We start from the raw sequence: 22,158 nt of genomic DNA, 5'->3' as shown, positions 1-22,158 counted from the left end.
CGCTTAGAAAATAACCTTATTGGGTGATTTTTGAAATATTGTTAATGGTTTAATGGCCACTCATCGAGTGGTCATTTTTATATCAATTTGTAAAAAAAGATGAAAAGAATCACTTTGTCAACTCTAGTTGTTTGTTTTTATTGAGTTTGTTCTTTATTTATAATTTTATAAATATTCATTAGTCGCTTTCATATAGCATAAATTACAGTGCATTACCTTTTGGTTTTATGGCCACCGCTACATTTTAGAGAGATTTATGCACTTTTCACTGAAAGATTTGCCTATCCGAGTTCAGGTACTGCTTCCTGTTTTAATTACCACATTTGCCTTAGTAGTCGCTCTGTGGATTACAAAAAATAATTTAGAGCATGATCAGTTTGAGGCTACGGCTGTAAGAAGTACCGTTCAAGAAAATGAGGAGACATTGTCCGTATTTGTAGTCGATGATATTAACTTGATGCGCATTAATGCACTGTATTCGATTATTGACCCACGCTATCGTAAGGAGCTTCCACTCGAGTTAAAACAAACGAAAAATGACATTGCCACACAACTGAAAAATTTGCAAAAAGAGTCAATATATCAAGGTGATGTTTCTCATATTCTTAGCCGTGTGGATTAATACGTAACTCTTTCAAACCAAATGTTGGCATTATTGGAACGGTATGATCAAGGCGCTGTATCTGAAACTGAATACATGTCATACATTTCCGAATTTAGAGAAACAGGTCATGATATGCTCAGCGCTGTTTCTGACCTGAGTAAAAAAGTTAAGCAGCAGGCAGATCAAGCATTGGATAAAATTGCAGCACATGAACAGAGCGCAATGAACACTGCGATGTTTACTGTACTGTCTGTGCTTGCGTTATCTCTTGTGGTGGCTTGGATCCTCTCAAATATGATTGTGGCTCCGATTCAGAAGCTGCAAGCTGTGATGCGTGAATTAGCGCAAGGCGATTTAACCATTCGTTTAGATGTTGATGGTAAAAACGAGGTCGCAATGCTGGGTAAAGATGTCAATACGACGGCCTCTCAGTTACATGCTACCGTTGACCATCTGAATCGTATTAGTGAAGAAGTGGCGTCAGCTTCAACCGAGCTGGCTGCGGTGATGACGCAAGCAGAATCAAATGCACAACAAGAGTTGAGTGAAATTGAACAAGTTGCTTCGGCGGTGAATGAACTTGCGAGCACAGCAAACAACGTGAGTGATAACGCAACGGTCGCTGATTCAACCGCTCGCGAAGCGGATGAACTTGCTAAATCAGGCTTAGCTATTTTTAAAGAGAGCGCCCAAGCGAGCTTACAAATGTCAGAAGCGCTGAATCATGCTGCGAGCGTAGTTCTGCGTCTAAAAGAGCAATCAGAGCAGATCAACGATGTCGTTGAAGTGATCCGAGGTGTCTCTGAGCAAACCAACTTATTGGCACTGAATGCGGCTATTGAAGCGGCACGTGCAGGTGAGACTGGTCGTGGTTTTGCGGTCGTGGCTGATGAAGTTCGCATGCTTGCTGCACGTACTGAGAGTTCAACTAAAGAGATTCGAGTTATCATTGAAGAGCTGCAAAGCCAATCGATTCTTGCAAACGATAGTATGCAAACCAGCATTGAGATGCTTGCGCGTAACGGTGAGTTAACGCAACGAGCAAATGATGCACTTGTTGGGATCACGGAATCGGTTTCAGACATCAATGATTCAAATACCCAAGTGGCGACTGCGGCAGAAGAGCAGTCGCAAGTCACGCAAGATATTAACCGTAACGTGGTTAATATGTCTGAGCTTGTAAATCAAAACGTAACGGGTATCAGCCAGAGCGCCAGTGCCAGTGCCGAACTGTCACAATTGGCCGAGAAGCAAAAAGCGCAGCTCGCCTTCTTCAAACTATAAATCGACTACTATTTCCTAGTCTCAACCGCATAACTCGAAAGGTTATGCGGTTTTTTTATGAATCAAAGAATATCTAACCATCCGAAATAACTAGGTTTTTTGGGGTTATCTGTTTGTTTTTATGATTCGATCTCCCTCGTATAAAAAACACTATCTTTATTAACATTATCTTCATATATTGACCCAATAAGAACTAGAAATGTGATGTTCATCGTGTGAACGCATGGTCAAGTGGCTGAAAGTAAGGAGTGTTTTTATGGCGAAAGAGGAAAGCTTATTTCGTTTAGAAAGGGTAAAAAGGTTTAATTTTTCAGTGTGGACGGTATTAACCGGAACATTGATTGCTCGTACCAGTTTTTTCATGGCATGGCCATTTTTGATCGTGTTTCTTTACCAAGATTATGGTGCATCGCCGATTGAAGTGGGTGGAATGCTGGCGACCTCTGCTGTTGTAGGAGCAATTACTGGGTTGTATTCAGGGTATCTTTCCGACAAATTTGGTCGCAAGTGGGTGATGGTTCTTGGCAGTGTGATGGCTGCATTTGCCTACAGTGGCATTGGTGTGGCTGATCAAATCTGGCAGTTTTACGTGCTTATTGTCCTTACTGGTTTAATGCGACCAATGATTGAAGCGCCGGGCAAAGCAGTGATTGGTGATAACTTGCCGAATTTGAAAGATCGCGAGCTGGCGCTCAACATCCGCTATTTCCTACTCAATCTAGGTGGTGCCATTGGGCCACTGCTTGGGATTACGTTTGGGCTTTCTCACCCACAAACTCTCTTTTTCTTTACCGGCGGCACGTATTTATTGTTTGGTTTTTGGCTGCTGTTCGGTATTGAACGTAAAGGGCGCTACACCAAGCCCGATCGCTCTGGTTTGCCTAATTTTTCTTCGACGCTAAGAGTGATCAGTAAAGATAATATTTTTGTGAAGTTGATGGTGGCGAACTTCATCATGATGTTCATCTATGGGCAGGTAGAATCGTCTATTCCACAAGTGATTGTACGCACCAGTGCCGCCGATGCAGCGCAAATTGTCGCAGGGTTAGTGCTGGTAAATACCATGACCATTATCATCTTCCAGTTCCCAATGCTGAAGTGGTTGGAAAACGTCCCGCTGTTTGTACGAACTCGGATCGGCATGTTATTGATGGGGCTTGCGCAACTCGGCTTTCTGTTTACCCCTGCAGATTTACCGATTGGTTGGGCGCTCGCTTGCTTTGTTTTGAGTATGGGCGAAGTCATTGCTTTTCCAACCTTAAACGTACAAATAGACCGCATGGCTCCCGCCCATTTGCGTGGTTCTTACTTTGGTGCCGCCGCGCTTTATTCGTTAGGTTTTGCGATTGCGCCACTGGTTGGGGGGGCGGTGATTGGATACCTCAATTCAAATTGGCTGTTTGGCCTTTGCTTTGTGCTGTGCCTAGTGATGATTTGGCTTTACTGGGTCGCAGAGCATCAGCCCGATACGGTCGAGCGTGAACCCATTACTCAAGCTTAATTTGTTCTTTTTGTAAGGCTCTCATCGAGAGCCTTAACATCGCTATTTTTTTATCGCTACGCCAACTTCCAGCTTATCTAGCCATTCCAAAAATCGTTGAACATCATCGCCCCGAAAAATAGCGCCATGTTGCGGACACATCATCTCAATATCCAGCTGGCTGACTCGCTCAATCCAATCACTTTTGGCGCGGTTAGATGGCATCCAACGTTGATGAAAATAAGTCATTTTTGGAATATGGCTTTGAAAATCTTCTACAAAAAAAGAGGCGTTAGGGCTGTCGAGCGCGGCACCAATATCGCCAGACATCAATATTTTTGCATCAGGGTCGTAAACCGAAAAGTTACCAGAAGAGTGCATGTAATGTGCTGGGATAAAGTGCAGGTCGTGACCTGATAAGGACACTTTTCCACCTTCATCTTTGATGGGGGAGAATTGAATTGACTCCATACCAAAATGGCGGATAAACCCTTCCCACAACCAAGGTGAATGTAATGTTGCACTGGGCAGTGCTTTATCCCATAAACCGAGGGAAGAGATGATATCTGGATCTTGGTGAGAGGCAAAAAGATGCTTGATATGTTCAATCGGCACTTCTTTCACGACGCAACCGAGCATCGCCGAAAACAGTTCAATGCCACCGGGGTCTAGCAATATCGCTTGATCACGATTGACTATCATATATTGGTTGGTATCAATGATTTTTTCTGGTTTGTTTGGATCGCGAGCAAACATCACCCAGCGATGATGGCCGCGTTCAAATAGTATTTTTGATTGCATAGTTCACCTGAGAAAAGAGAGAGAATGTTTTGAGCGATAGCATGACGTGAGCTTGAATTTCTTTTGCCAGTTCAGCGACGTTATTCGCAATGCTTTGCAGTTGAGCTTGATATCGCTCATCTGCTTGAGAGGCTTCCACGCTCAGCATGATCGAGATGATTTGTGCAATGCGCAGGTTGTCGTATAAGGTTTGCAATAACTCGTGCAGGTTTTGAGCTTCAGAGTAGAAACTGTGACTGAGTTTGCTATATTCCTCTTGGTTTTGATGATGTACGGCATCCAAACTGTGTAAATGCCGAGCGTTATGCGCTTGTATATACACATTTTCAAAACGTTCAAGCGCAGCGCGTGCACGAGTCCTTGCAGTTGCGAGTTGGCTGATACGCTGCGCCTTCAAGTTGATGGTGTGCGACGCCTCTAGCGTGACGCGGACTAAATCATCAATCGAATCAGTAATTGGCCGAAAACCTGCGGCACTTTCGCCCGCACGCAGAGCCAGAGCTCTGGCATTGCTGGCGACAAGCAGTAATTTTTTTGCAATGAGTACGCTTTGGTTTAGCTCTGCTGCCACTTCCGCCGCAATTACGAAAACCGGTTTGTTGTCCATAGTTATCGAAAATATTCATCAACTTAACGTGTGTTAACTATAGACCAGATTCATATTTTTGAGACTAGATTGCTCGTTTTGGCTCTGTGTTACCTAAACTCAATGGTTTTTCTGCTGCTCAACTTGCCGAAGTGCACGTTGGTACATCGCCCACGCGGCAAGGCCTGCGAGGATGTTACCGACCAACGCCCCGATAAACAGGCCATGCAGTGCCGCTATTTGAGCGCCAACCCATAAACAGGGCAAGAAGAACACAAACAGGCGCAGCGCGGAAATGGTTAAGGCTGTGTATGATTTTGCCAACGCATTAGAAACCGAGACCATTAACATGCAGATACCAAGCGGCCCTAAACTGATTGGCACGATCATTAAGTGCCAGTGCAAAATGGATTCGACACTTTGTTCGCTGGTCATCAGCGCTGCAAGGTGGCCGGATAATAGATAGGTCACTACGGCGATGATGAGCTGAAACCCAAGAATAAATTGGCACGCAACACGAACCAATTTTCGAATGTCTTGTAATTGGCATGCGCCAAGCAAACGACCCACCATCGGTGGCATCGACATAGTTAATGCCAATATTGCTACCATCGCAAAAAACTCAAAACGAGATCCTAACGCCCATGCCGCGACAGCTGCGGTGCCGAAACTGGCCAATAGTTTGGTTGCCAGCATCGAAGAAAGCGGTGGAAGAAGCTGGCTTATCATGGCCGGCCCCATGATATGGCTGATAGAGCGAATACTTTTCCCTACATCCAAATCTGACCAATCAAACAGCATCCAGTGCCTTTTCGACACTTTGGGCGTAACCACGAACACGCCAATCCCAAAGGCTAAAATAGTCGCCAGCGCCGCGCCTTCAATACCCAAATCAAAAGTGAAGATAAAAATAGGGTCTAAAATCAGGTTTAAAATGCTGGTGACCATCATCATAGTACCCGGCAACATGGTATTGCCATTGGCTCGACACAGGCTGTATAAAAAGTACAGCACCGCGCCCACCCAAGCACTGACTAACCAATAAATCCAGTAGCTGTCGACGATCTGATACACAGATTCAGGAGCGCTGAGTAGCGCTAAGATGGGGTGACGCAGTAAATAGATAATCACTGAAAACAGAGCAACCCCAATGCTGCCAATAGTGACGACTAACCCACCAAGCTGCTTCGCGTAGCGAATTTGGTTCGCACCCAATGCGCGAGCAATCACCGCTGTGGTCGCAATGCCAAGCCCAACCTGAAGGCCAATAATGATCATCTGAATGGGTAATGTAAACCCTTGCGCGGCAAGGGGTAACACGCCAAGTTGGCCGATAAACGCACTATCGACCAGTTGGAAGCTCATGAGGGACAGCACACCAAACATCATCGGCCAAGTCATTTGCAAGAGTTGGCGCGTGAGTGAAGGTGGAGATAACGGAGTGGTGTTTGACATTGCTCGGCTCAACTATATGGGTAGAGGTTTTAATATGTGGCCTCTGCGGTGAAAAACAAGCTCAGAATGGTTTGTACGTTATGTGCGTTGAGTATGTTAACAGCTATACGTGAAGAGAGCGACGTTCATCCCCATCGAGTTGTTCCGTGCAATGACATGAAAATCATCATATTGATGAAATATTTCATAAAAACCTAGCCATTTGGTGAATTCTTGAGCGTTAATCTCGTGATGAACTCGTCCTATTTCTATGAAATGAAACCGATTTCATTTCTGTTTTGTGAATCAATTTTCGTTTAATGTATTGATGGTGTTAATAAAAAATAACAATAACGGTCTTCCTCAGTTTCATCGCCAAAAGCAGTCGAGCGCGCTGTGAAGCGACACCTAATTTTCACTTGTTTCATTTTTTAAACTGACCACAGAACAAAAACAAACCAAGTGATTAATAGGACTTAACATGAAAAATTATAAGCTTCTACCTCTATACCTAGCTGTGGCTGCCGTACTCTCTTCTGCTCCTTCTTTTGCCAACGATCCAATGCCAAATCCTGAGGTGTTGGATCAAGATCAACAACCACTGGTGCTGACACCAGATATAAACGTTCCCGCGGGTATCGTATTTTCTGGTTATGCTCGTTATGGCGCAGCCTACCAAAATGGCGATGTCAAACTGGTTGAAACCAATGGCCGTTTAAACGGTAACTCAACAGGCCGTTTAGGAAACGAAGGTAACGGTGGTGAGTTCCAATTTGGTAAAGGATTCGTCAGTGACAGCGGTGCTATTTGGGATGTGGTGGTGATGTTCAACCATTGGGGTGATGAGGTGGGTGTGCCTAAAGCTTACGCTGGCGGAACCAACATTTTTGAAAGCCAACCTGAACTTTACGTATGGGCTGGTCGAGACTTTCACCAACGTATTTCAACGAATTTGAACGACTATTTTTGGATGACGCATGATGGGCAAGGTGGTGGTTTCTACAACCTTAATCTAGGAGGCATTAAATTCGACGCCAGTGTCGTTAGTGCAACGGGGGCTTCTCCTAGCGATCATCCAGATGGTAATTACGCATTGACCACCAAAATCCACGGCATTCAATTTTCTGATACAACCAATCTCAGCATTTATGCTAACTACGGCTTTGATGATAATTCGGATCCAACGGCCAAAAAACTCAACGCGTTTCAAGTGGCGGGTGAATTGAAGTTTGGGGATGACCGTTTGGTGGTGCGTTATGCTGATAACGCCAAAGACAGTGTTTTTTGGAAAACGGAGAATCAATCAGCGTTGTTGGTGAGCTTTGATGGGAGTAAGGCGCTGGGAGACAATGCGGCGATCGAATACTTAGCGGCTTATCAAGCCTACGAAGATGGCGCATACAAACAGTATGACCGTACTAACTACAACGTGTTGGTCCGCCCGATGTATTTTTGGGATGAGACCAACTCAACGTGGTTAGAAGCTGGCTATGATGTTGTAGATTTTGACAACATCGACGCCACCAACTCTTCTTGGAAAGTGACACTATCGCAGAACATTTCGTTTGGTAAAGGTGCAGGCGCTCGACCAATGCTCCGTTTCTATGCCACTTTGGGTGATGCCGATAACGAAACTGTGATCGACAAAGACGGCCTATTTAAAGCCGCAAGTAACCCAGATACGGTAACGATTGGCGCGATGTGGGAAGCGTGGTGGTAACCCCATATTTGATCATTAACTGTCCATTCTTTTTTCACGGCTCGCTCGATGCCTGCCGTGGTTTTTAACCTCCAGCGATACACTTACGCTTTCGGGCCACATTAGTGGCCCTTTTTTATTTACGGTAATCGGCCACCATCTTTTTCTCTCTTCCGATTGCCATGAAACAGTTTCATGGCTGCTTGGGAAACTGTTGTGGCTTTCAATGTTTAGATAATTGTCATTTGTGTGCCTAGTTCGATGTGATTTCTCTCACGCTAAAGCGAGGGGATATCTTGAATACTAGCTCATGAAAGCGGTTTCTTGTTGGTTTTGTCAGTAATGTTGTGAGGCGAGAGTGGCGACAATTAAAGATGTGTCTGATCATGCAGGTGTATCGCAAGCGACGGTGTCGCGGGTGATTAATGGAACTAGCCGTGTTAGCCACGATAAAAAACTCAGAGTCGAAAAGGCGATTAAAGATCTTGGTTACCGCCCCAATTCTATTGCTCAAGCACTGGCCTCAAGCCGTACGGGGAGCATCGGCATCATAGTACCGGAATTAGGGGGCCCTTTTTATTCAAGCATTTTGCACAACATTGAAGAGCAATTGCGTAAGTTTGGCTACCACGTCGTCGTGACGGCAGGCTCGAACACCGAGCAAGGGCAAAAAGAGTCGGTGCAATTTCTGCTAGGTCGCCGAGTCGATGCATTAATTCTCCATACTCAACATCTAACCGATGACTACTTGATTGAATTGGATCAACAAGGGGTTCATTTGGTGCTAGTGAACCGTTTTATTCCTGAAATGGCCAGCAGCTGTATCGACATTGATAACGAGATAGGTGGCTTTTTGGCGACACAGTATTTACTCAGTCAGGGTCATCAACGAATTGCTTGTATTACTGGGCCATTGGATAAATCTGATGCGCGAGGCCGTTTGCAAGGCTACCGAAAAGCGTTGGAAGAGGCTGGGCTTGACTATGAAGAAGCGCTCGTGTCTGAAGCTGGTTTTACCGAAGAATCCGGCGTCAAAGCGATGCGCAAATTACTGATGCGTCACTGTGAATTTAGCGCCGTATTTGCTTCAAACGATCATATGGCATTTGGTGCATTTGAAGAGTTGCGCCGTGTCGGGTTGCAAATACCACAACACATATCCTTGGTTGGATTTGACGATATTTTATTCGCGCGTTACCTCACCCCAGCGTTAACGACCGTGAATTTCCCTCTTGAACAGATGAGCTTAGAAGCGGTTCAGCTCGTTATTCAAAAGCTGCACAAAAACAAACGCGACGTGAACTTCAAATTATCCCCTTCGTTGGTGATACGAGACTCCGTCAAAAATTTACTCAACACCCTATAAACCTAACAATAAAGATATTAAGGATGAATCATGAAATTTAAGACCTTAGTGCTATCAAGCGCCGTGGCTTTAGGATTTTCTTCGCTTACATATGCTGCCGACCACACCATCCGTTTAGACGGTTTCCCCGACTTTGATAGCAGTTTGAAAGTCTTATTGCCGGACTTTGAACAAAAGAGTGGTATCAAGGTTGACTATTTAATGAATAACCACGGCGACCACCACACCAAGCTGACGACGAACCTTGCCACAGGATCCGGAGCGGGGGATGTGATTGTGGTTGATGTAGAGAAAATTGGCCCCTTTGTTGCCTCCGGTGGCTTAGTCAATTTGTCGGAAAAATATGGCGCGGACAAATTCCAAGACCGTTTCGCACCTTATGCTTGGGCACAAGGCAAGGGTGGCGATGGCCATATGTATGGCATTCCTGTCGACCTTGGCCCAGGCGTGATGTACTACCGAACCGATGTGTTTGAAAAGGCGGGGATTGACATCAATCAAGCGATAAAAGATTGGGACTCTTACATCAAAGCCGGTGAAATATTGAAGAAACAAAACGTACAGCTGATTGCATCCGCCGCTGATGTAGCACAAGCGATCATTTTTACCACGGTTCCTGACGGCGAAGGATTGTATTTTGATAGTAAGGGAAATTCAGTCGTCACTTCCGAACGTTTTGTACATGCATTTGAAGTGGCAAAAACGATTCGTGAAAAAGGGCTAGATGGCCGAATTTTGGCATGGTCTAACGAATGGTATGAAGGTTTCCGTAACGGTACTTTTGCCACTCAGCTTTCTGGTGCGTGGTTACTCGGACATCTGAAAAACTGGATTGCGCCAGATACAGCAGGCAAATGGGCCGTATCAAACCTTCCTGATGGTATTTACGGCAGTTGGGGTGGTTCATTTCTCTCAATCCCTACTCAGTCAAAACATCAAGATGACGCGTGGAAGCTGATTGAGTACATGACAACCGACCGTGATGTGCAGCTTAAAGCGTTCGAAACGATTGCCGCGTTCCCCTCTAATGTCACGACTTACGATGACCCAATGTTCAATGAAGAAATTGAATTTCTAGGTGGTCAAAAAGCGCGTTTGTTGTTTGCGAATGTGGCAAAAAACATCAAACCAGTCGCGCCTGCGAAAGGCGACCATGTGGCTCGTTCTATCATCTTAGAAAATGCACTGATGGAAGTGTTGGATGAAGGCAAAGACATCAAAGCCGCACTGAAAGATGCAGAACGTTTAATTCAGCGTCGTACCCGTAATATGCAATAGCACGGTCATCATTAAAAAAGAACCGCCAGCGGTGCTGGTGGTTCACTAAGCGTAAGTTATAGAAGGCATGATGTTATGCCTAAGAGGTCGTTATTATGAATCACGTTACGAGCAACGCTGTGCAAGCGCCATCGGGTCGACGTTTTTTTTCTCACCTGAGTTTGAAAGCGCTTACACCGTACGGGTTTCTATTGCCGTTTTTGATTATTTTTTCTGTTTTTGGAGTTTTTCCTCTCCTGTTTTCTGTCTATCTCTCTTTCCATGCGTGGAACCCCGTCGAAGGGGTTGCCGCCATGAATTATGTGGGATTTGATAACTACCAAGTTGCATTGACCGACCCTTGGTTGTGGCGTTCATTAAGCAATACATTGTGGTTGGCGATAACCTCGGGCGTCGCTCAACATTTAGTGGCTATTCCAGTGGCCTATATTTTGGTTTCATTGGGCGATCGGCTGCGTCATTGGCTGACATCCGCTTATTTTTTGCCATTCATTACCTCAACGGTGGCGGCGTCGCTCATCTTCTTCAATATGTATTCACCCAATTCGGGCATCATCAATCAAAGCTTAATGGCTTTAGCTGATAGCAGTGTCTTTGGCTGGGCATTTTCTTGGCTTAATGAGTATCAGCCTATCCGTTGGTTAGATGATGCCAACATGATCAAACCCTCGATTGCCATCATGGTTTTTTGGAAATACACCGGTTTTAACATCGTGTTGTACACCACAGGTTTAATGACCATTCCCAAAGAAATTTTAGAGGCCGCGCGGATGGATGGCGCTAACGCTTTTCGCCGTTTTTGGAATATCTCACTGCCGATGATTCGCCCTTTCGTTTTCTTTGCCGTCACCATGACCATCATTGGCAACTTACAACTGTTTGAAGAACCGTTTGTATTAACGCGCGGCACCGGAGGCGTAGGCCAAGCAGGCTTAACCATCTCAATGTATCTCTACAAAGTGGGTTGGGAGTGGCTAGAGATGGGCACGGCATCCGCTATTTCTTGGCTGCTGTTTGCGCTGATTGCAACTTGTACTGCGATTCAGTTTTTCTTCTTTGGTAAAAAAGGGTTGGGGGAGTAATAGCATGTCAATCCACGCTTTAAAACTCAGTGATCGCAGCATTGAACTCATCACTAAAGTAATGATGGCGCTACTGGCGGTTGTATTGATTGTCTCGGCGTTGATCACTGTTTTCCCATTTTTGTGGTCGGCGCTGCTGTCAACGCGCGATCGTACGGAAATCTTCGGTTCAGGCATCAGCTTTGCCATTGGGGATAGCTTAGCCATTAACTATGCAAAGCTGTTGCAGATTATGCCGTTTTGGCAGGCGATGTTTAACTCTATCTACATTGCCTTTTTAGGCACCACTATCTCACTGTTGTTTTGCAGTATGGGCGGTTACGCGTTTGCTGTGTTTCAGTTCAAAGGTAAGAACGCGCTATTTGGCATGTTGGTGGCTTCCATGATGATCCCACCCGTCTTGAGCTTGATCCCCTATTTTATGATCGTGAAATTTCTGGGTTTGATGGATAACCACATGGCAGTTTGGCTGCCGTTTACCACTACTCCGTTCGGGATTTTTCTAATGCGCCAACACGTGATGGCCTCTATTCCTAAAGAGTTATTAGAAGCGGCCAAACTCGATGGCGCGGGAGAGTTTCGTACTTACTGGAGCGTTGTTTTGCCGTTGATGAAACCTGCATTGGCAACTCTGGCGATTGTACAGTTTGTCTTTTTCTGGAACAGCTTTATGAATCCGTTAGTGGTGCTCACATCGCCAGAAAACTACGTCATTACTCAGGCGTTACGTAGCGTGCAAGGCATTCCAAATACGCCTTGGGGTGCGGTGATGCTTGGCACCACCATTTCTATATTGCCACTGGTGACTATCTATCTCTTTGCGTCCAAACAGATGATAAGCGGCTTAACATCCGGTGCAGTAAAAGGCTGATTAGCCTTCAATCCCTCATTTTAGTTACTCATGCTGGCGTGGTTTTGTTGAAAGAAGGCGCAGTGTGAAGGAGAAAAATTATGGCAAAAGTTGAATTTAAGAACATTAAGAAGTCGTTTGGTCATGTGGATGTTGTTAGGCATTTTGATTTCACGGTGAATGATGGTGAGTTTGTGGTATTTCTTGGCCCATCGGGTTGCGGAAAATCAACCACATTACGCATGTTGGCGGGGCTGGAGTCGATTACGGCCGGTGATATTTACGTTGGTGACAAGTGGATGAATAACGTAGATGCCAAAGATAGAGACTTAGCGATGGTGTTCCAAAGTTATGCGCTTTACCCACATATGAGCGTGTATGAAAACATCGCGTTTGCATTGAAGTTAAAAGGCATGCCAAAAACTGAAATCGATAAGGAAGTGCGTAAAGCGGCAAAAATGTTAGAGCTTGACCCGCTCCTTGAGCGTAAGCCTAAAGAGTTATCCGGCGGTCAACGCCAACGCGTGGCGATGGGGCGTGCCATGGTGCGTACGCCAAAAGTGTTCTTGTTTGATGAGCCACTTTCTAACTTAGATGCCAAACTTCGTGGTGTGATGCGCGAAGAGATCAAGCAGTTACATCGTCAGCTTAAAACCACCACTATTTATGTTACGCATGATCAAATTGAGGCCATGACGCTCGCTGATCGCATTGTGATCCTCAAAGATGGCTATGTTGCGCAAGTCGGTACGCCAACAGAGGTGTTTCAACGCCCGGCGAACAAATTTGTGGCGCAGTTTATTGGTAACCCTTCGATGAACATGCTTGATGCACAACTTATCCAGCAAGATGGCGAATGGCTTATCCAACTGGGTGACATCTTTATCCCGCTTCCCGAGCGATTTAAAGCGCATGCGTCTAAAAACCTCGCATTGCATGTCGGTATTCGTCCCACCGATATTCACTTACGTGCAGAACAAGTTAACCATGAACGCGTCTTGCCAATCGCCGTTACGCTCAAAGATAAAGAGTTGCTCGGTGCGAGTATTTTGTTGAAAACCCATGTTGCAGGCCAGCCTTTGATGGTGGAAACCCAAGCGGCAGAGGTAGAGGTGACGAAGGTTACACTCTATCTCGACCTAGATGCGATTCATATTTTTGATGCGCTGAGTGAAAACTCATTGGCCAGTTTTTAATGGTGAACAAGACGATGACAATAATAAAGCAAGCCCCTTATTTCGACGTTTGGCCCAAAATAGAATCAGCAATCAAAGCTGACCCTGAAATTGAACAGCAAGTAGCAAGAATCATAGGGTTGATGACCTTAGAAGAAAAAATTGGCCAGATTATCCAACCAGAAATCCGCGATATTACGCCGCAAGAAATCATCGATTATAAGATTGGTACGGTACTCAATGGTGGTGGCTCTTGGCCAAACAGCAATAAACATGCACCAGCCAGTGAATGGGTAGCGAAAGCAGATGAATACTGGTTTGCCGCAGAAAAAGCTTATGAAGGTCGCCCATTTCATATTCCGTTTATGTGGGGGACTGACGCAGTACACGGCCACAATAACGTCTTTGGTGCAACCGTATTTCCGCACAATATTGGGTTGGGGTGCGCGCGCAATCCTGCCTTAATTCGCAAAATTGGCCGTATTACCGCGCTGGAAATCGCCGCGACGGGTATTGATTGGACCTTTGCACCAACCGTAGCCACCCCTCGTGATTTGCGTTGGGGGCGCTGCTATGAAGGTTACTCTGAAGACCCCGAAGTGACTTATGTTTATGCCAGTGAAATGGTCGCAGGTTTGCAAGGTGACGCCATTGACTTACAAGGTGAGCATCATGTGATCTCAAACGTCAAACATTGGGTGGGCGATGGCGGCACAGTGAATGGTGTTGATCGCGGCAGCAATACTTACAGTGAAGATCTGCTGCGTAACGTGCATGCCATGGGCTATTTCAGTGGCCTTAATGCCGGTGCGCAAGTGGTGATGTCTTCATTTAATTCGTGGGATAACCAAGCGAACTACGATCACGCACCGCACATTTCAGGTGATTACAACCTCAAAATTCATGGCAGTAAGTACCTACTCACTGATGTTTTGAAAGATCAAATGGGCTTTGATGGATTAGTTGTAACCGATTGGCATGGTCATTCTGAAGTCAGTAAATGTACCGATGGTAATGCGACTTACGCTATCAATGCGGGTAACGATATTTTAATGATCCCTATCCGTGAGCATTGGCAATCGGCCTATCGTCAGGCGGTGAGCGATGCAAAAAGTGGAGTACTGAGCCAGAGCCGAATTGATGATGCTGTGACGCGTATTTTACGGGTGAAAATGCGCGCGGGTTTATGGAAAAAACCGCATCCTTCAGCGCGAGCTTTGGCTGGTCAGCAGTCACTGATTGGTTGCTCTGAACATCGTGCTATCGCTCGCCAAGCCGTGCAGCAATCGATGGTACTGTTGAAAAATAACAAGGGTATTTTACCGCTCAAACGTGGGTGCAAGGTTGTGTTAACGGGCAGCGGTGCCAATGATTTGCAAAAGCAAGCGGGCGGGTGGAACCTCACTTGGCAAGGGGATGAAAATAACTTAGCCGATTTCCCCGGAGCCACCACAGTGAAAATGGCGTTAGAAGCCGAATTGGGCATAGATAATGTTTGCTACGATCCAGAATTAACAGGTGATTGGCAAGCGGGTGATATTGCGGTTGTGGTGTTTGGTGAAGATCCTTATTCTGAAATGATGGGTGACATTAAAGCGTGGCAATCTTTGGAGTTTTCAACCTTGAAACGTCGCTACCGAGCAGATAGCGAAAAAATCAAAGCATTTCATAAGCGCGGCGTAAAAGTGGTATCGATTTTCTTTAGCGGTCGTCCACTGTTTGTCAATGAAGAAATATCCTTGTCTGATGCTTTTGTTGCGGCATTTTTACCCGGCAGCGAAGGACGTGGCATTACTGATGTTTTAGTGGCTAAAGAGAATGGTGAAGTTAATATCGACTTCACTGGTACCTTGTCATTCAGTTGGCCGAATAAAAAGCGCAGCACCTGTGTGAACCGTATTCCTCCTCATATTCCCAACTATGTCGTGCCTGAATGTGAGCAGTCTCCGGTTGGGGAACATGCTCCTTTATTTGAATACGGTTATGGGCTTAATTACGCTGAAAAAAAACAAACTCGAGATTTTGATAACCTTGATTTAGATATCGACTCAGAAGAAGCAAAATGGCAAGCAACACGTGCAGAGCATCTGTATGGCATTATGGCGACGATAGGCGATTATCAACTTAAAGTGTCGGATGCTGAACATTGGATGGGCGTGGATGTCTCACGCAACAACGTGATGAAACTCGGTGCTGTCCGAACTAAGCCGTATAACTACCAGCAGCAGCAAGATGCCGTTGAGGTAGAAATTCTGGGGGGGGGAGCAATGGTTTATGCGCAAACGGGGCTAGGGCAAGCGGAAGATTTCAGCCATTACGATAATGCGCATGGTGTGGTCAGTTTTGAGATTAAAGTGCTCAGAGCGGCAACAGAACCTGTTTATTTGGCACTGCAACGCGCCGTTGTTCCTGGATGTTTGGGGGATATTGATAACGTGGTTAAAGTGGACGTCAGCCACTACTTTTCCACCATCAATGATAGCTTTACGCGCGTGAACATTGCTTGTTCACATTTCTCAGAGCAGGGATTAAGTTTTACTCATCTCGACACGCCCTTCTCATTATTTACTAATGGTGAGTGTCAATTTGTGATCGCCAATATATGTTGGGATACACAGTAAAAAGAAACGATAGACTCCTTCTCTGTGTGGAGAAGGAGTGCTTCTAAAGGGCCAAACATCGCCATGAGAAAATCAAAGAAAGCACCCACTGTTTATGATGTCGCTAAGCTTGCCGAAGTTTCGGCAAGCACTGTCTCTCGTTTTTTGAATCGCACAACTTACGTATCGGATGAAAAAAGCCAAAATATTGAACGTGCAATTAAAACCCTTGGCTACAAACCTAGTTACCCAACCAGTCATCTAGGCAATAAGCGTTCGATGACTATTGGTGTATTAGTGCAGCACGCAGAGAGCCCTCACACCAGTCGAATTCTGAATGACATGGAGAAGGTATTAATGACCCAAGGGTATTCACTGGTGATTGCCACAGGTCAGTGGCAGAAAAACTTGGAAGCACATGCACTGGAGTATCTTGCTAGAAGCAATGTCGATGGAATGATCATAGTGACAGGCAGTTTAAAAAGCGATCAAATCCTCAAATATGCTCAATCGATTCCCATCATTGCTGTCGGCCATCAAATTGTTAGTAATAATGTACGTTGCATTAATGTGGACAATGTACTCGGCGGTTATATTGCCACCTTGCACCTATTGCAATTAGGGCACGTGAACATTGCTCATATAAAAGGGCTCGCTAATCAGCCTGATTCAACCGCCCGTTTCACTGGCTACCAAAAAGCGCTTCGTGAAGCGGGAATTAAGCCTATGCCTAAACTCATTAAACAAGGTGACTTTAGCTCTGAATGTGGGTATGAAAAGACGGTTGAACTGTTGCAGTCGAAAGTCCATTTCTCGGCGATTTTTGCTGCTAATGATCAAACGGCTTATGGTGCCATTAAGGCGTTAACTGACCACGGAGTGCGAGTGCCAGATGATGTTTCAGTGATTGGTTTTGATGACTTACCTGTCTCTCAGTATTTCACTCCGGCCCTAACGACATTGCGCCAACCAATTGAAGAGATCGGTGCGGTGTGTGCGCATTCCATTCTCAACTTGCTCAGTGGTGAGAGGCACGATGCTAGGTTACCCCCTATCGATTTAATTGTGCGAGAGTCCACAAAGTCTATCTACCGTTAATAAAAAGCCCTCGTTAGAGGGCTAGTCGGACATGAAATTATAACCGTCGGAATTGGCGAACTAATGTGCCTTGAGAGCTAAGGTTTACCACTAAATCCTCACATTCATCTCGTGTATCACTGGCCAAAATATTGGTCGCAACACAGACATCACTGATCGATTGAACGCTTGAATTCATATCTTCAGTCACGCGTGCCATCTCTTCTACGGCGGTGGCAATTTGTTTATTTCTATCCGTAATATCAATCACTTGTGTAAGTAGCATATTGAGTTTATCGCCAGAGACATTAGCACTATTAACACATAATTTAGATAACTGTGCGCCTTCATGCATCGCATCGACAGCTTGGTGGGTGCTGGTTTGAATCAGCGCAATGACATTTTGGATCTCTTTAGTGGACTCATGGCTGCGTTGTGCCAAGGTGCGAACTTCGTCGGCGACGACCGCAAATCCACGGCCTTGCTCGCCAGCCCGAGCAGCTTCAATAGCGGCGTTAAGTGCAAGCAGGTTGGTTTGCTCAGCGACAGATTGGATCACAATTAACACTTGGCCAATGGTTTTTCCGTGGTCTGCCAATTGTGTGACAACCGATGAAGCGCTGTCTAGTTGGGTTGCGAGCTGTTGCATTGCATTCAATGTATCTTTTACCGAATCCATACCTTCTTCGGCGGCCAATTTTGCTTTCTCTGTTGCGTCTGATGCACTTTGCGCATTTTGTGCAATTTCATTCGCGGTAGAGTGCATTTCATTGATCGCGGCGGCAACTTGTTCTGTTTCTCGTGTTTGACCTTCTAAATTGGTCGCAGTTGTTTTGCAGTTTTTTGAAGATGAATTGGCCGCTTCACCAATTTGTTGGTTTGAATCTTGAATGCGTCCCACCACAGCATTGAGTTCGGATTGGCGCATTTTTAACGCAAGTTTGATTTCAGAAATGTCATCAATATGGCCGTTATACACCAATTCCATTAGTGGGTTATCAAATATCTTGCGTGCTTCGGCACTGAGCGATTCTAAACGGCGAGTTAAATAATAACCTGCAACCATGGACAGTAATAACATCAATACTAAGCCTATTCCCGGAAGAAGAGTGTCAGCCACAAAGCTGATGCCTGCAATCGGAACTAAGGCGATGGCCAAACGTTGCCACAGGCGAGTCCGAGGCAGCTTTAACTGCCTGGGTGTTTTGCCTGCTTTAAGCTGCGCGTAGATTTTTTCTGCGTTGGTGATGTGTTCTCGACTTGGACACAAACGTACCGACTGAAACTCAACCGTTTTGCCATTTTCGACTATCGGAGAAGCAAACGCATCAACCCAATAATGATCGCCATTTTTACATCTATTTTTGACGATACCCATCCAAGATTGGCCGCGTTTTAAATGCTCCCACATATCTTTAAACGCTTCTGCTGGCATGTCTGGGTGACGAACTAGGTTGTGAGGCTGGTTGATAAGCTCTTCTAATGAGTAGCCCGCCACTTCACAAAACTCTTTACTGGCATAAGTGATATGGCTGCTTGGTTTAGTGACCGATAATAAGTTATAGCTAGGTGGAAACTTGACTTCTTTTTGTGTGACAGGTTGGTTGGTACGCATGATTACCTCGAATTAAATAAGTTAAAAACAAATTAAGCCAAGTTTCCTAGCGTTAGATGAGGGTGTTATTTATTATTTTTGTTTCCACTGTTATAGATTCAAATCGCTAAGAACGCAATAGAATTAACCAGTATAGAATACCTAATTGGTATCATTACTTTTGATGTGGACATATGGCCGATTTATAACGTAAATATAACTTACGGCTTGACCTTACGAGTAAGCTTGCCACAATGTGCGCATGCAATAACTGTAGGGAAAACAGTATGATATTTTATTCTTTTGGGCGGCTAAAACCCATCGCGTTACTCTTAACTTCTTTACTTTCATCAACCTCTTTCGCTGCTATCAGTGATGCGCCTGTGGTTGGCGGGCTGTTCAATTCGGCGCAAATATTGAAAAATCAAATGGCGTCGTCTTTAAGCTATTCAACGCGCTTTGCCCGTGATTCGACCTTATTTACCATCGCCGGGGTAACACTCGATAGCTATATCCTTATGTTGCCTTTAGATGCAAAAACAAAAGCTCGCGTTATTGCACAAATTTCTAACCCAACTTACGCCATCCCGCTGGGCTATTTTTTATATCAATATTATGATCGTTATACGGGGTTAGAAAATGATGATGTATTTAAACAGTATTTAAGTGCTGTTTATGACGCAAAGGTTTTAAAGGGATTCGAGCATAGCCTCTACCATTATGGGGAAGAGGTGGTGAGTGAACAAAAAGAAAATATTAAAGATCAAGGGCATCATGAAGGGATTAAAGTGGATGCCCAATTTATTGCGGCCATGGTGACTGTGTATGATGCCTTGGTTGAAATTGGTGAGTGGCAACAGCTTGAGAGATTGCCGGATCACTATCAATATCTGACGTCAAGTGAACCCGATCGATTACTGATTAATAAAATCCAACCGATAGTGATCCAAATTATTAGTCAGGCTGCTAATGGGATGGATGAAGGAGAGATGAAGCAAGCCCTTTTTGGGGTATTAGAAGATGCAAAGCCAGAAAATACAGCACGTGTGAACAACAAAGCAGAGGCAATCACGGTTACTTTGATTGATTTTGTGCGTATGAACGTATTAAAAGGCTACCGCCAATTTGTCTATCAGCAAGAGCGTGAACAAGCACTAAATTCCTGGTTACAAAAAGCACTTGATGATGATCCTCAAGCATTGATTGCGTTTCTCCGCTCTCAGCAACAACGTCGTATGGCAGTGCAGATCACCGTGGATGGTTTGCAACAAGGGCTGATCGAAGGTTTGGTTGACCCGAGTAAGCCATTTATCCGCAAAGCTCACCAAGATCACAACAATCGATTGAGCACTAAGCCCTCTTCAATGGCGGTGGTTCAACCCGAACATCAGCAGCAAGTACGTTTCATGCAGATATTGGCTGAGCAGCCTTATCACGATCCACATTACTTGCCGTTTTTTAAACGCTTGTATCGTGATCATCGCGCTTCTATTACTCAAGTGGGCATTTCATCAACACCAACGATCAGTGTGCGTAATCTACCGATCATAAAAACAGGAGCTAAGGTGTCCGGCCAAGGTGGTACTGGCATACCCAATTTCCACTTTGTTGATCGCCCAACCGACCGAGCTTATTACTTTTTTGGTAATGATGCACTGCAGCTTGATCGCTTACTGGTTAAAAACCAAGTACAAACGATGTTTGATCGCCTCGCTTACCTCAACACCCTCAACTGCAATGCACAATACGATTGGAATGCTCACACCACTTATGATGGTTTAGTGAATTTGGGGGCGGGTGAGGCATTACGTGATTTTGGTGAAAAGCGGTGTGTGCGTGAGCTGAAAGAGCGCGCGATTGTCGAACGTGAACTTCAACAGTTGCGAGCGACATTAGTTGAAGAGGTCTCGCGCTATCAGCAGATAAGCAAGTGGGATTTTTATACTCGCTGGACTCGCCATCAAGTGCTTGCTCACCAGTTGAAACAACTTGCACAAAAAGAACTGAAAGGAATGCCCGACTATACGCTGATTTATAATCCATGGCCGGATCATTTTGCTCATTTTAGCGGCCCATTCAGCGATGAAGTCATCATGCCTACTGGGGAACTAAACCGCCTCGATTACTGGCTAGCGCAAATAGAAGCAACCTATCAAGACGCGGGAGTATATGACCGCACGTTATGGGGCATGGCTGGCGATCATGGTTTAGCTCCTGTTTATTTCTCCCTCAACCCAGAAAAACAGATCTTTGAACCGCTAGCGTCACAACTGGGAATAAAACTCAAGGTGAAGAAAATCTCATCGGATGAGGGAGAAGGGCCAAAAATGACGAATGCGATTAACGCGCCGTCAAACAAAGGGATTGATGTGGTCGTCGCTTCCACTGCGGGTGGAAATTTTATGATGGATTTCTTTAATGCAGAAGCTGGATGGGAAGTTCAACCGGTTTATCAAGAGTTGATCCGTTGGCAACCGATCCATTCTAAGCCAGGGCAGCAGGTTGATGTGATCGATGAAACCGTAGCGCGACTTGCTGAAAGCCTAGATTATTTAGTTGTGAGAGAAAAACCATGTGATTTAACGGACTGTTCTGTACGGTTGGTTGGCGAGCGGCAAGGTAAACGAGTGGATGAATGGATTGAAAAAAAGGGTGATAAACTGCGCTATTTTGCTAAATCGGAACAGCCATTGCTGCTTGGCGTTCAGCAGCTAAATGCTTATTTGTCGCCTCCTTCATCTGACGAGCTAGAACATTATGCACAACTCGTCGAACGTTGCGTTTATCACGCTAAAGCGAATCAAGTTGAGACGTGGTGCTCAAGTGCGCAGTGGAGAGAGTTAACACGTTTTACGCCCCGTCCAGATTCGGTTAATCAGCTCGCTGCTATTTATGAAGACGACCGTGCGGGCACCATTAACCTATTTCCTAAAGAGGGCGTTGGCTTTAATACTAAAGTTCCGGGGCGTCATGCGGGTGAAAGCTATCTAGAAAAAGATGCTTTTATCGGTTTTTGGGGGAGTCCAATTGGCAATCAAGCCACGCCGCTCGGTTCAGTCGAAAATGGCTCACTTGCGCCCACTCTTTATCACTATTTAACGGGAGACGAAGTTAAAGTTGGTGAAGATGGGTGGGGTTATCCATCGGTTCTTAAACAGTTGGATATTCGCTAGCGAGAGTTGGCCGTTATGACTGCCAATGAAATAAGTGAGCGTTAGGCTCTATTGAGTGAAGAACGTTCGCTTGTT

Annotated in this window: 14 protein-coding genes and 1 pseudogene; 11 read left to right on the top strand and 4 right to left on the bottom strand. The window is 45.2% G+C overall.

Annotated features, from left to right (window positions below; translation table 11 throughout):
* Positions 1 to 256: 256 nt before the first annotated feature.
* Both AACR75_RS08855 and AACR75_RS08850 read left to right on the top strand, forming a co-directional pair.
* Positions 257 to 1,888: pseudogene (locus AACR75_RS08855) on the top strand (methyl-accepting chemotaxis protein).
* Between the two features lie 256 nt (positions 1,889 to 2,144).
* Positions 2,145 to 3,389: an MDR family MFS transporter gene (locus tag AACR75_RS08850; protein ID WP_047687787.1), complete on the top strand. Its 1,245-nt coding sequence runs from the start codon at positions 2,145 to 2,147 to the stop codon at positions 3,387 to 3,389.
* 42 nt (positions 3,390 to 3,431) lie between these two features.
* Here the strand turns inward: AACR75_RS08850 and AACR75_RS08845 are convergent, their stop codons facing one another.
* From AACR75_RS08845 to AACR75_RS08835, 3 genes are all read right to left on the bottom strand, one after another.
* Entirely contained in the window at positions 3,432 to 4,169 is a 738-nt protein-coding gene (locus tag AACR75_RS08845) for an MBL fold metallo-hydrolase (RefSeq protein WP_013868161.1), read from the bottom strand.
* On the bottom strand, positions 4,147 to 4,776 hold the full coding sequence (locus tag AACR75_RS08840) for a hypothetical protein (protein ID WP_047687786.1): 630 nt from the start codon (positions 4,774 to 4,776) through the stop codon (positions 4,147 to 4,149). The genes AACR75_RS08845 and AACR75_RS08840 overlap by 23 nt, the downstream gene beginning before the upstream one ends.
* A 99-nt stretch (positions 4,777 to 4,875) precedes the next feature.
* On the bottom strand, positions 4,876 to 6,210 hold the full coding sequence (locus AACR75_RS08835; RefSeq protein WP_047687785.1) for an MATE family efflux transporter: 1,335 nt from the start codon (positions 6,208 to 6,210) through the stop codon (positions 4,876 to 4,878).
* Between the two features lie 460 nt (positions 6,211 to 6,670).
* Here AACR75_RS08835 and AACR75_RS08830 point away from each other — a divergent pair, with 460 nt between their 5' ends.
* From AACR75_RS08830 to AACR75_RS08795, 8 genes are all read left to right on the top strand, one after another.
* Positions 6,671 to 7,909 carry a carbohydrate porin gene (locus AACR75_RS08830; protein ID WP_047687784.1) on the top strand — a complete coding sequence of 413 codons (1,239 nt, stop codon included), beginning with the start codon at positions 6,671 to 6,673 and terminating at the stop codon, positions 7,907 to 7,909.
* Between the two features lie 337 nt (positions 7,910 to 8,246).
* Entirely contained in the window at positions 8,247 to 9,254 is a 1,008-nt protein-coding gene (locus AACR75_RS08825) for a LacI family DNA-binding transcriptional regulator (RefSeq protein ID WP_017050242.1), read from the top strand.
* A 30-nt stretch (positions 9,255 to 9,284) separates the two neighbouring features.
* Positions 9,285 to 10,532 carry an extracellular solute-binding protein gene (locus tag AACR75_RS08820; protein WP_047687783.1) on the top strand — a complete coding sequence of 416 codons (1,248 nt, stop codon included), beginning with the start codon at positions 9,285 to 9,287 and terminating at the stop codon, positions 10,530 to 10,532.
* Positions 10,533 to 10,627: 95 nt separating this feature from the next.
* A complete protein-coding gene (locus AACR75_RS08815) occupies positions 10,628 to 11,614 on the top strand; it encodes a carbohydrate ABC transporter permease (protein ID WP_013868154.1) in 987 nt (328 codons plus the stop codon).
* Between the two features lie 4 nt (positions 11,615 to 11,618).
* The gene (locus AACR75_RS08810) at positions 11,619 to 12,485 is read left to right on the top strand and encodes a carbohydrate ABC transporter permease (RefSeq protein ID WP_017044900.1); all 867 of its coding nucleotides are present in this window, start codon (positions 11,619 to 11,621) and stop codon (positions 12,483 to 12,485) included.
* Positions 12,486 to 12,565: 80 nt separating this feature from the next.
* Complete coding sequence (locus AACR75_RS08805; RefSeq protein WP_017046900.1) at positions 12,566 to 13,660, top strand: ABC transporter ATP-binding protein; 1,095 nt, start codon at positions 12,566 to 12,568, stop codon at positions 13,658 to 13,660.
* Positions 13,660 to 16,260, top strand: a complete 2,601-nt coding sequence (locus tag AACR75_RS08800; protein ID WP_047687782.1) for a glycoside hydrolase family 3 protein — start codon at positions 13,660 to 13,662, stop codon at positions 16,258 to 16,260. Before AACR75_RS08805 ends, AACR75_RS08800 begins: the two co-directional genes overlap by 1 nt.
* A gap of 63 nt (positions 16,261 to 16,323) precedes the next feature.
* Complete coding sequence (locus tag AACR75_RS08795; protein WP_026027775.1) at positions 16,324 to 17,337, top strand: LacI family DNA-binding transcriptional regulator; 1,014 nt, start codon at positions 16,324 to 16,326, stop codon at positions 17,335 to 17,337.
* A gap of 37 nt (positions 17,338 to 17,374) precedes the next feature.
* On the opposite strand, the gene AACR75_RS08790 is transcribed toward AACR75_RS08795, so the two are convergent.
* Positions 17,375 to 18,931, bottom strand: coding sequence for a methyl-accepting chemotaxis protein (locus AACR75_RS08790; RefSeq protein ID WP_047687781.1), 1,557 nt, complete (start codon positions 18,929 to 18,931; stop codon positions 17,375 to 17,377).
* Positions 18,932 to 19,164: 233 nt separating this feature from the next.
* Between AACR75_RS08790 and AACR75_RS08785 the strand changes: the two genes are divergently transcribed.
* Positions 19,165 to 22,083: an alkaline phosphatase family protein gene (locus tag AACR75_RS08785; protein WP_047687780.1), complete on the top strand. Its 2,919-nt coding sequence runs from the start codon at positions 19,165 to 19,167 to the stop codon at positions 22,081 to 22,083.
* Positions 22,084 to 22,158: the final 75 nt, after the last annotated feature.

Source organism: Vibrio sp. ZOR0018 (assembly GCF_963865925.1).
In the GTDB taxonomy this organism is placed as follows: Bacteria; Pseudomonadota; Gammaproteobacteria; order Enterobacterales; family Vibrionaceae; genus Vibrio; species Vibrio anguillarum.
Note: the sequence above shows the minus strand (reverse complement) of the source record. Positions and strands in the feature narration are given on the sequence as shown.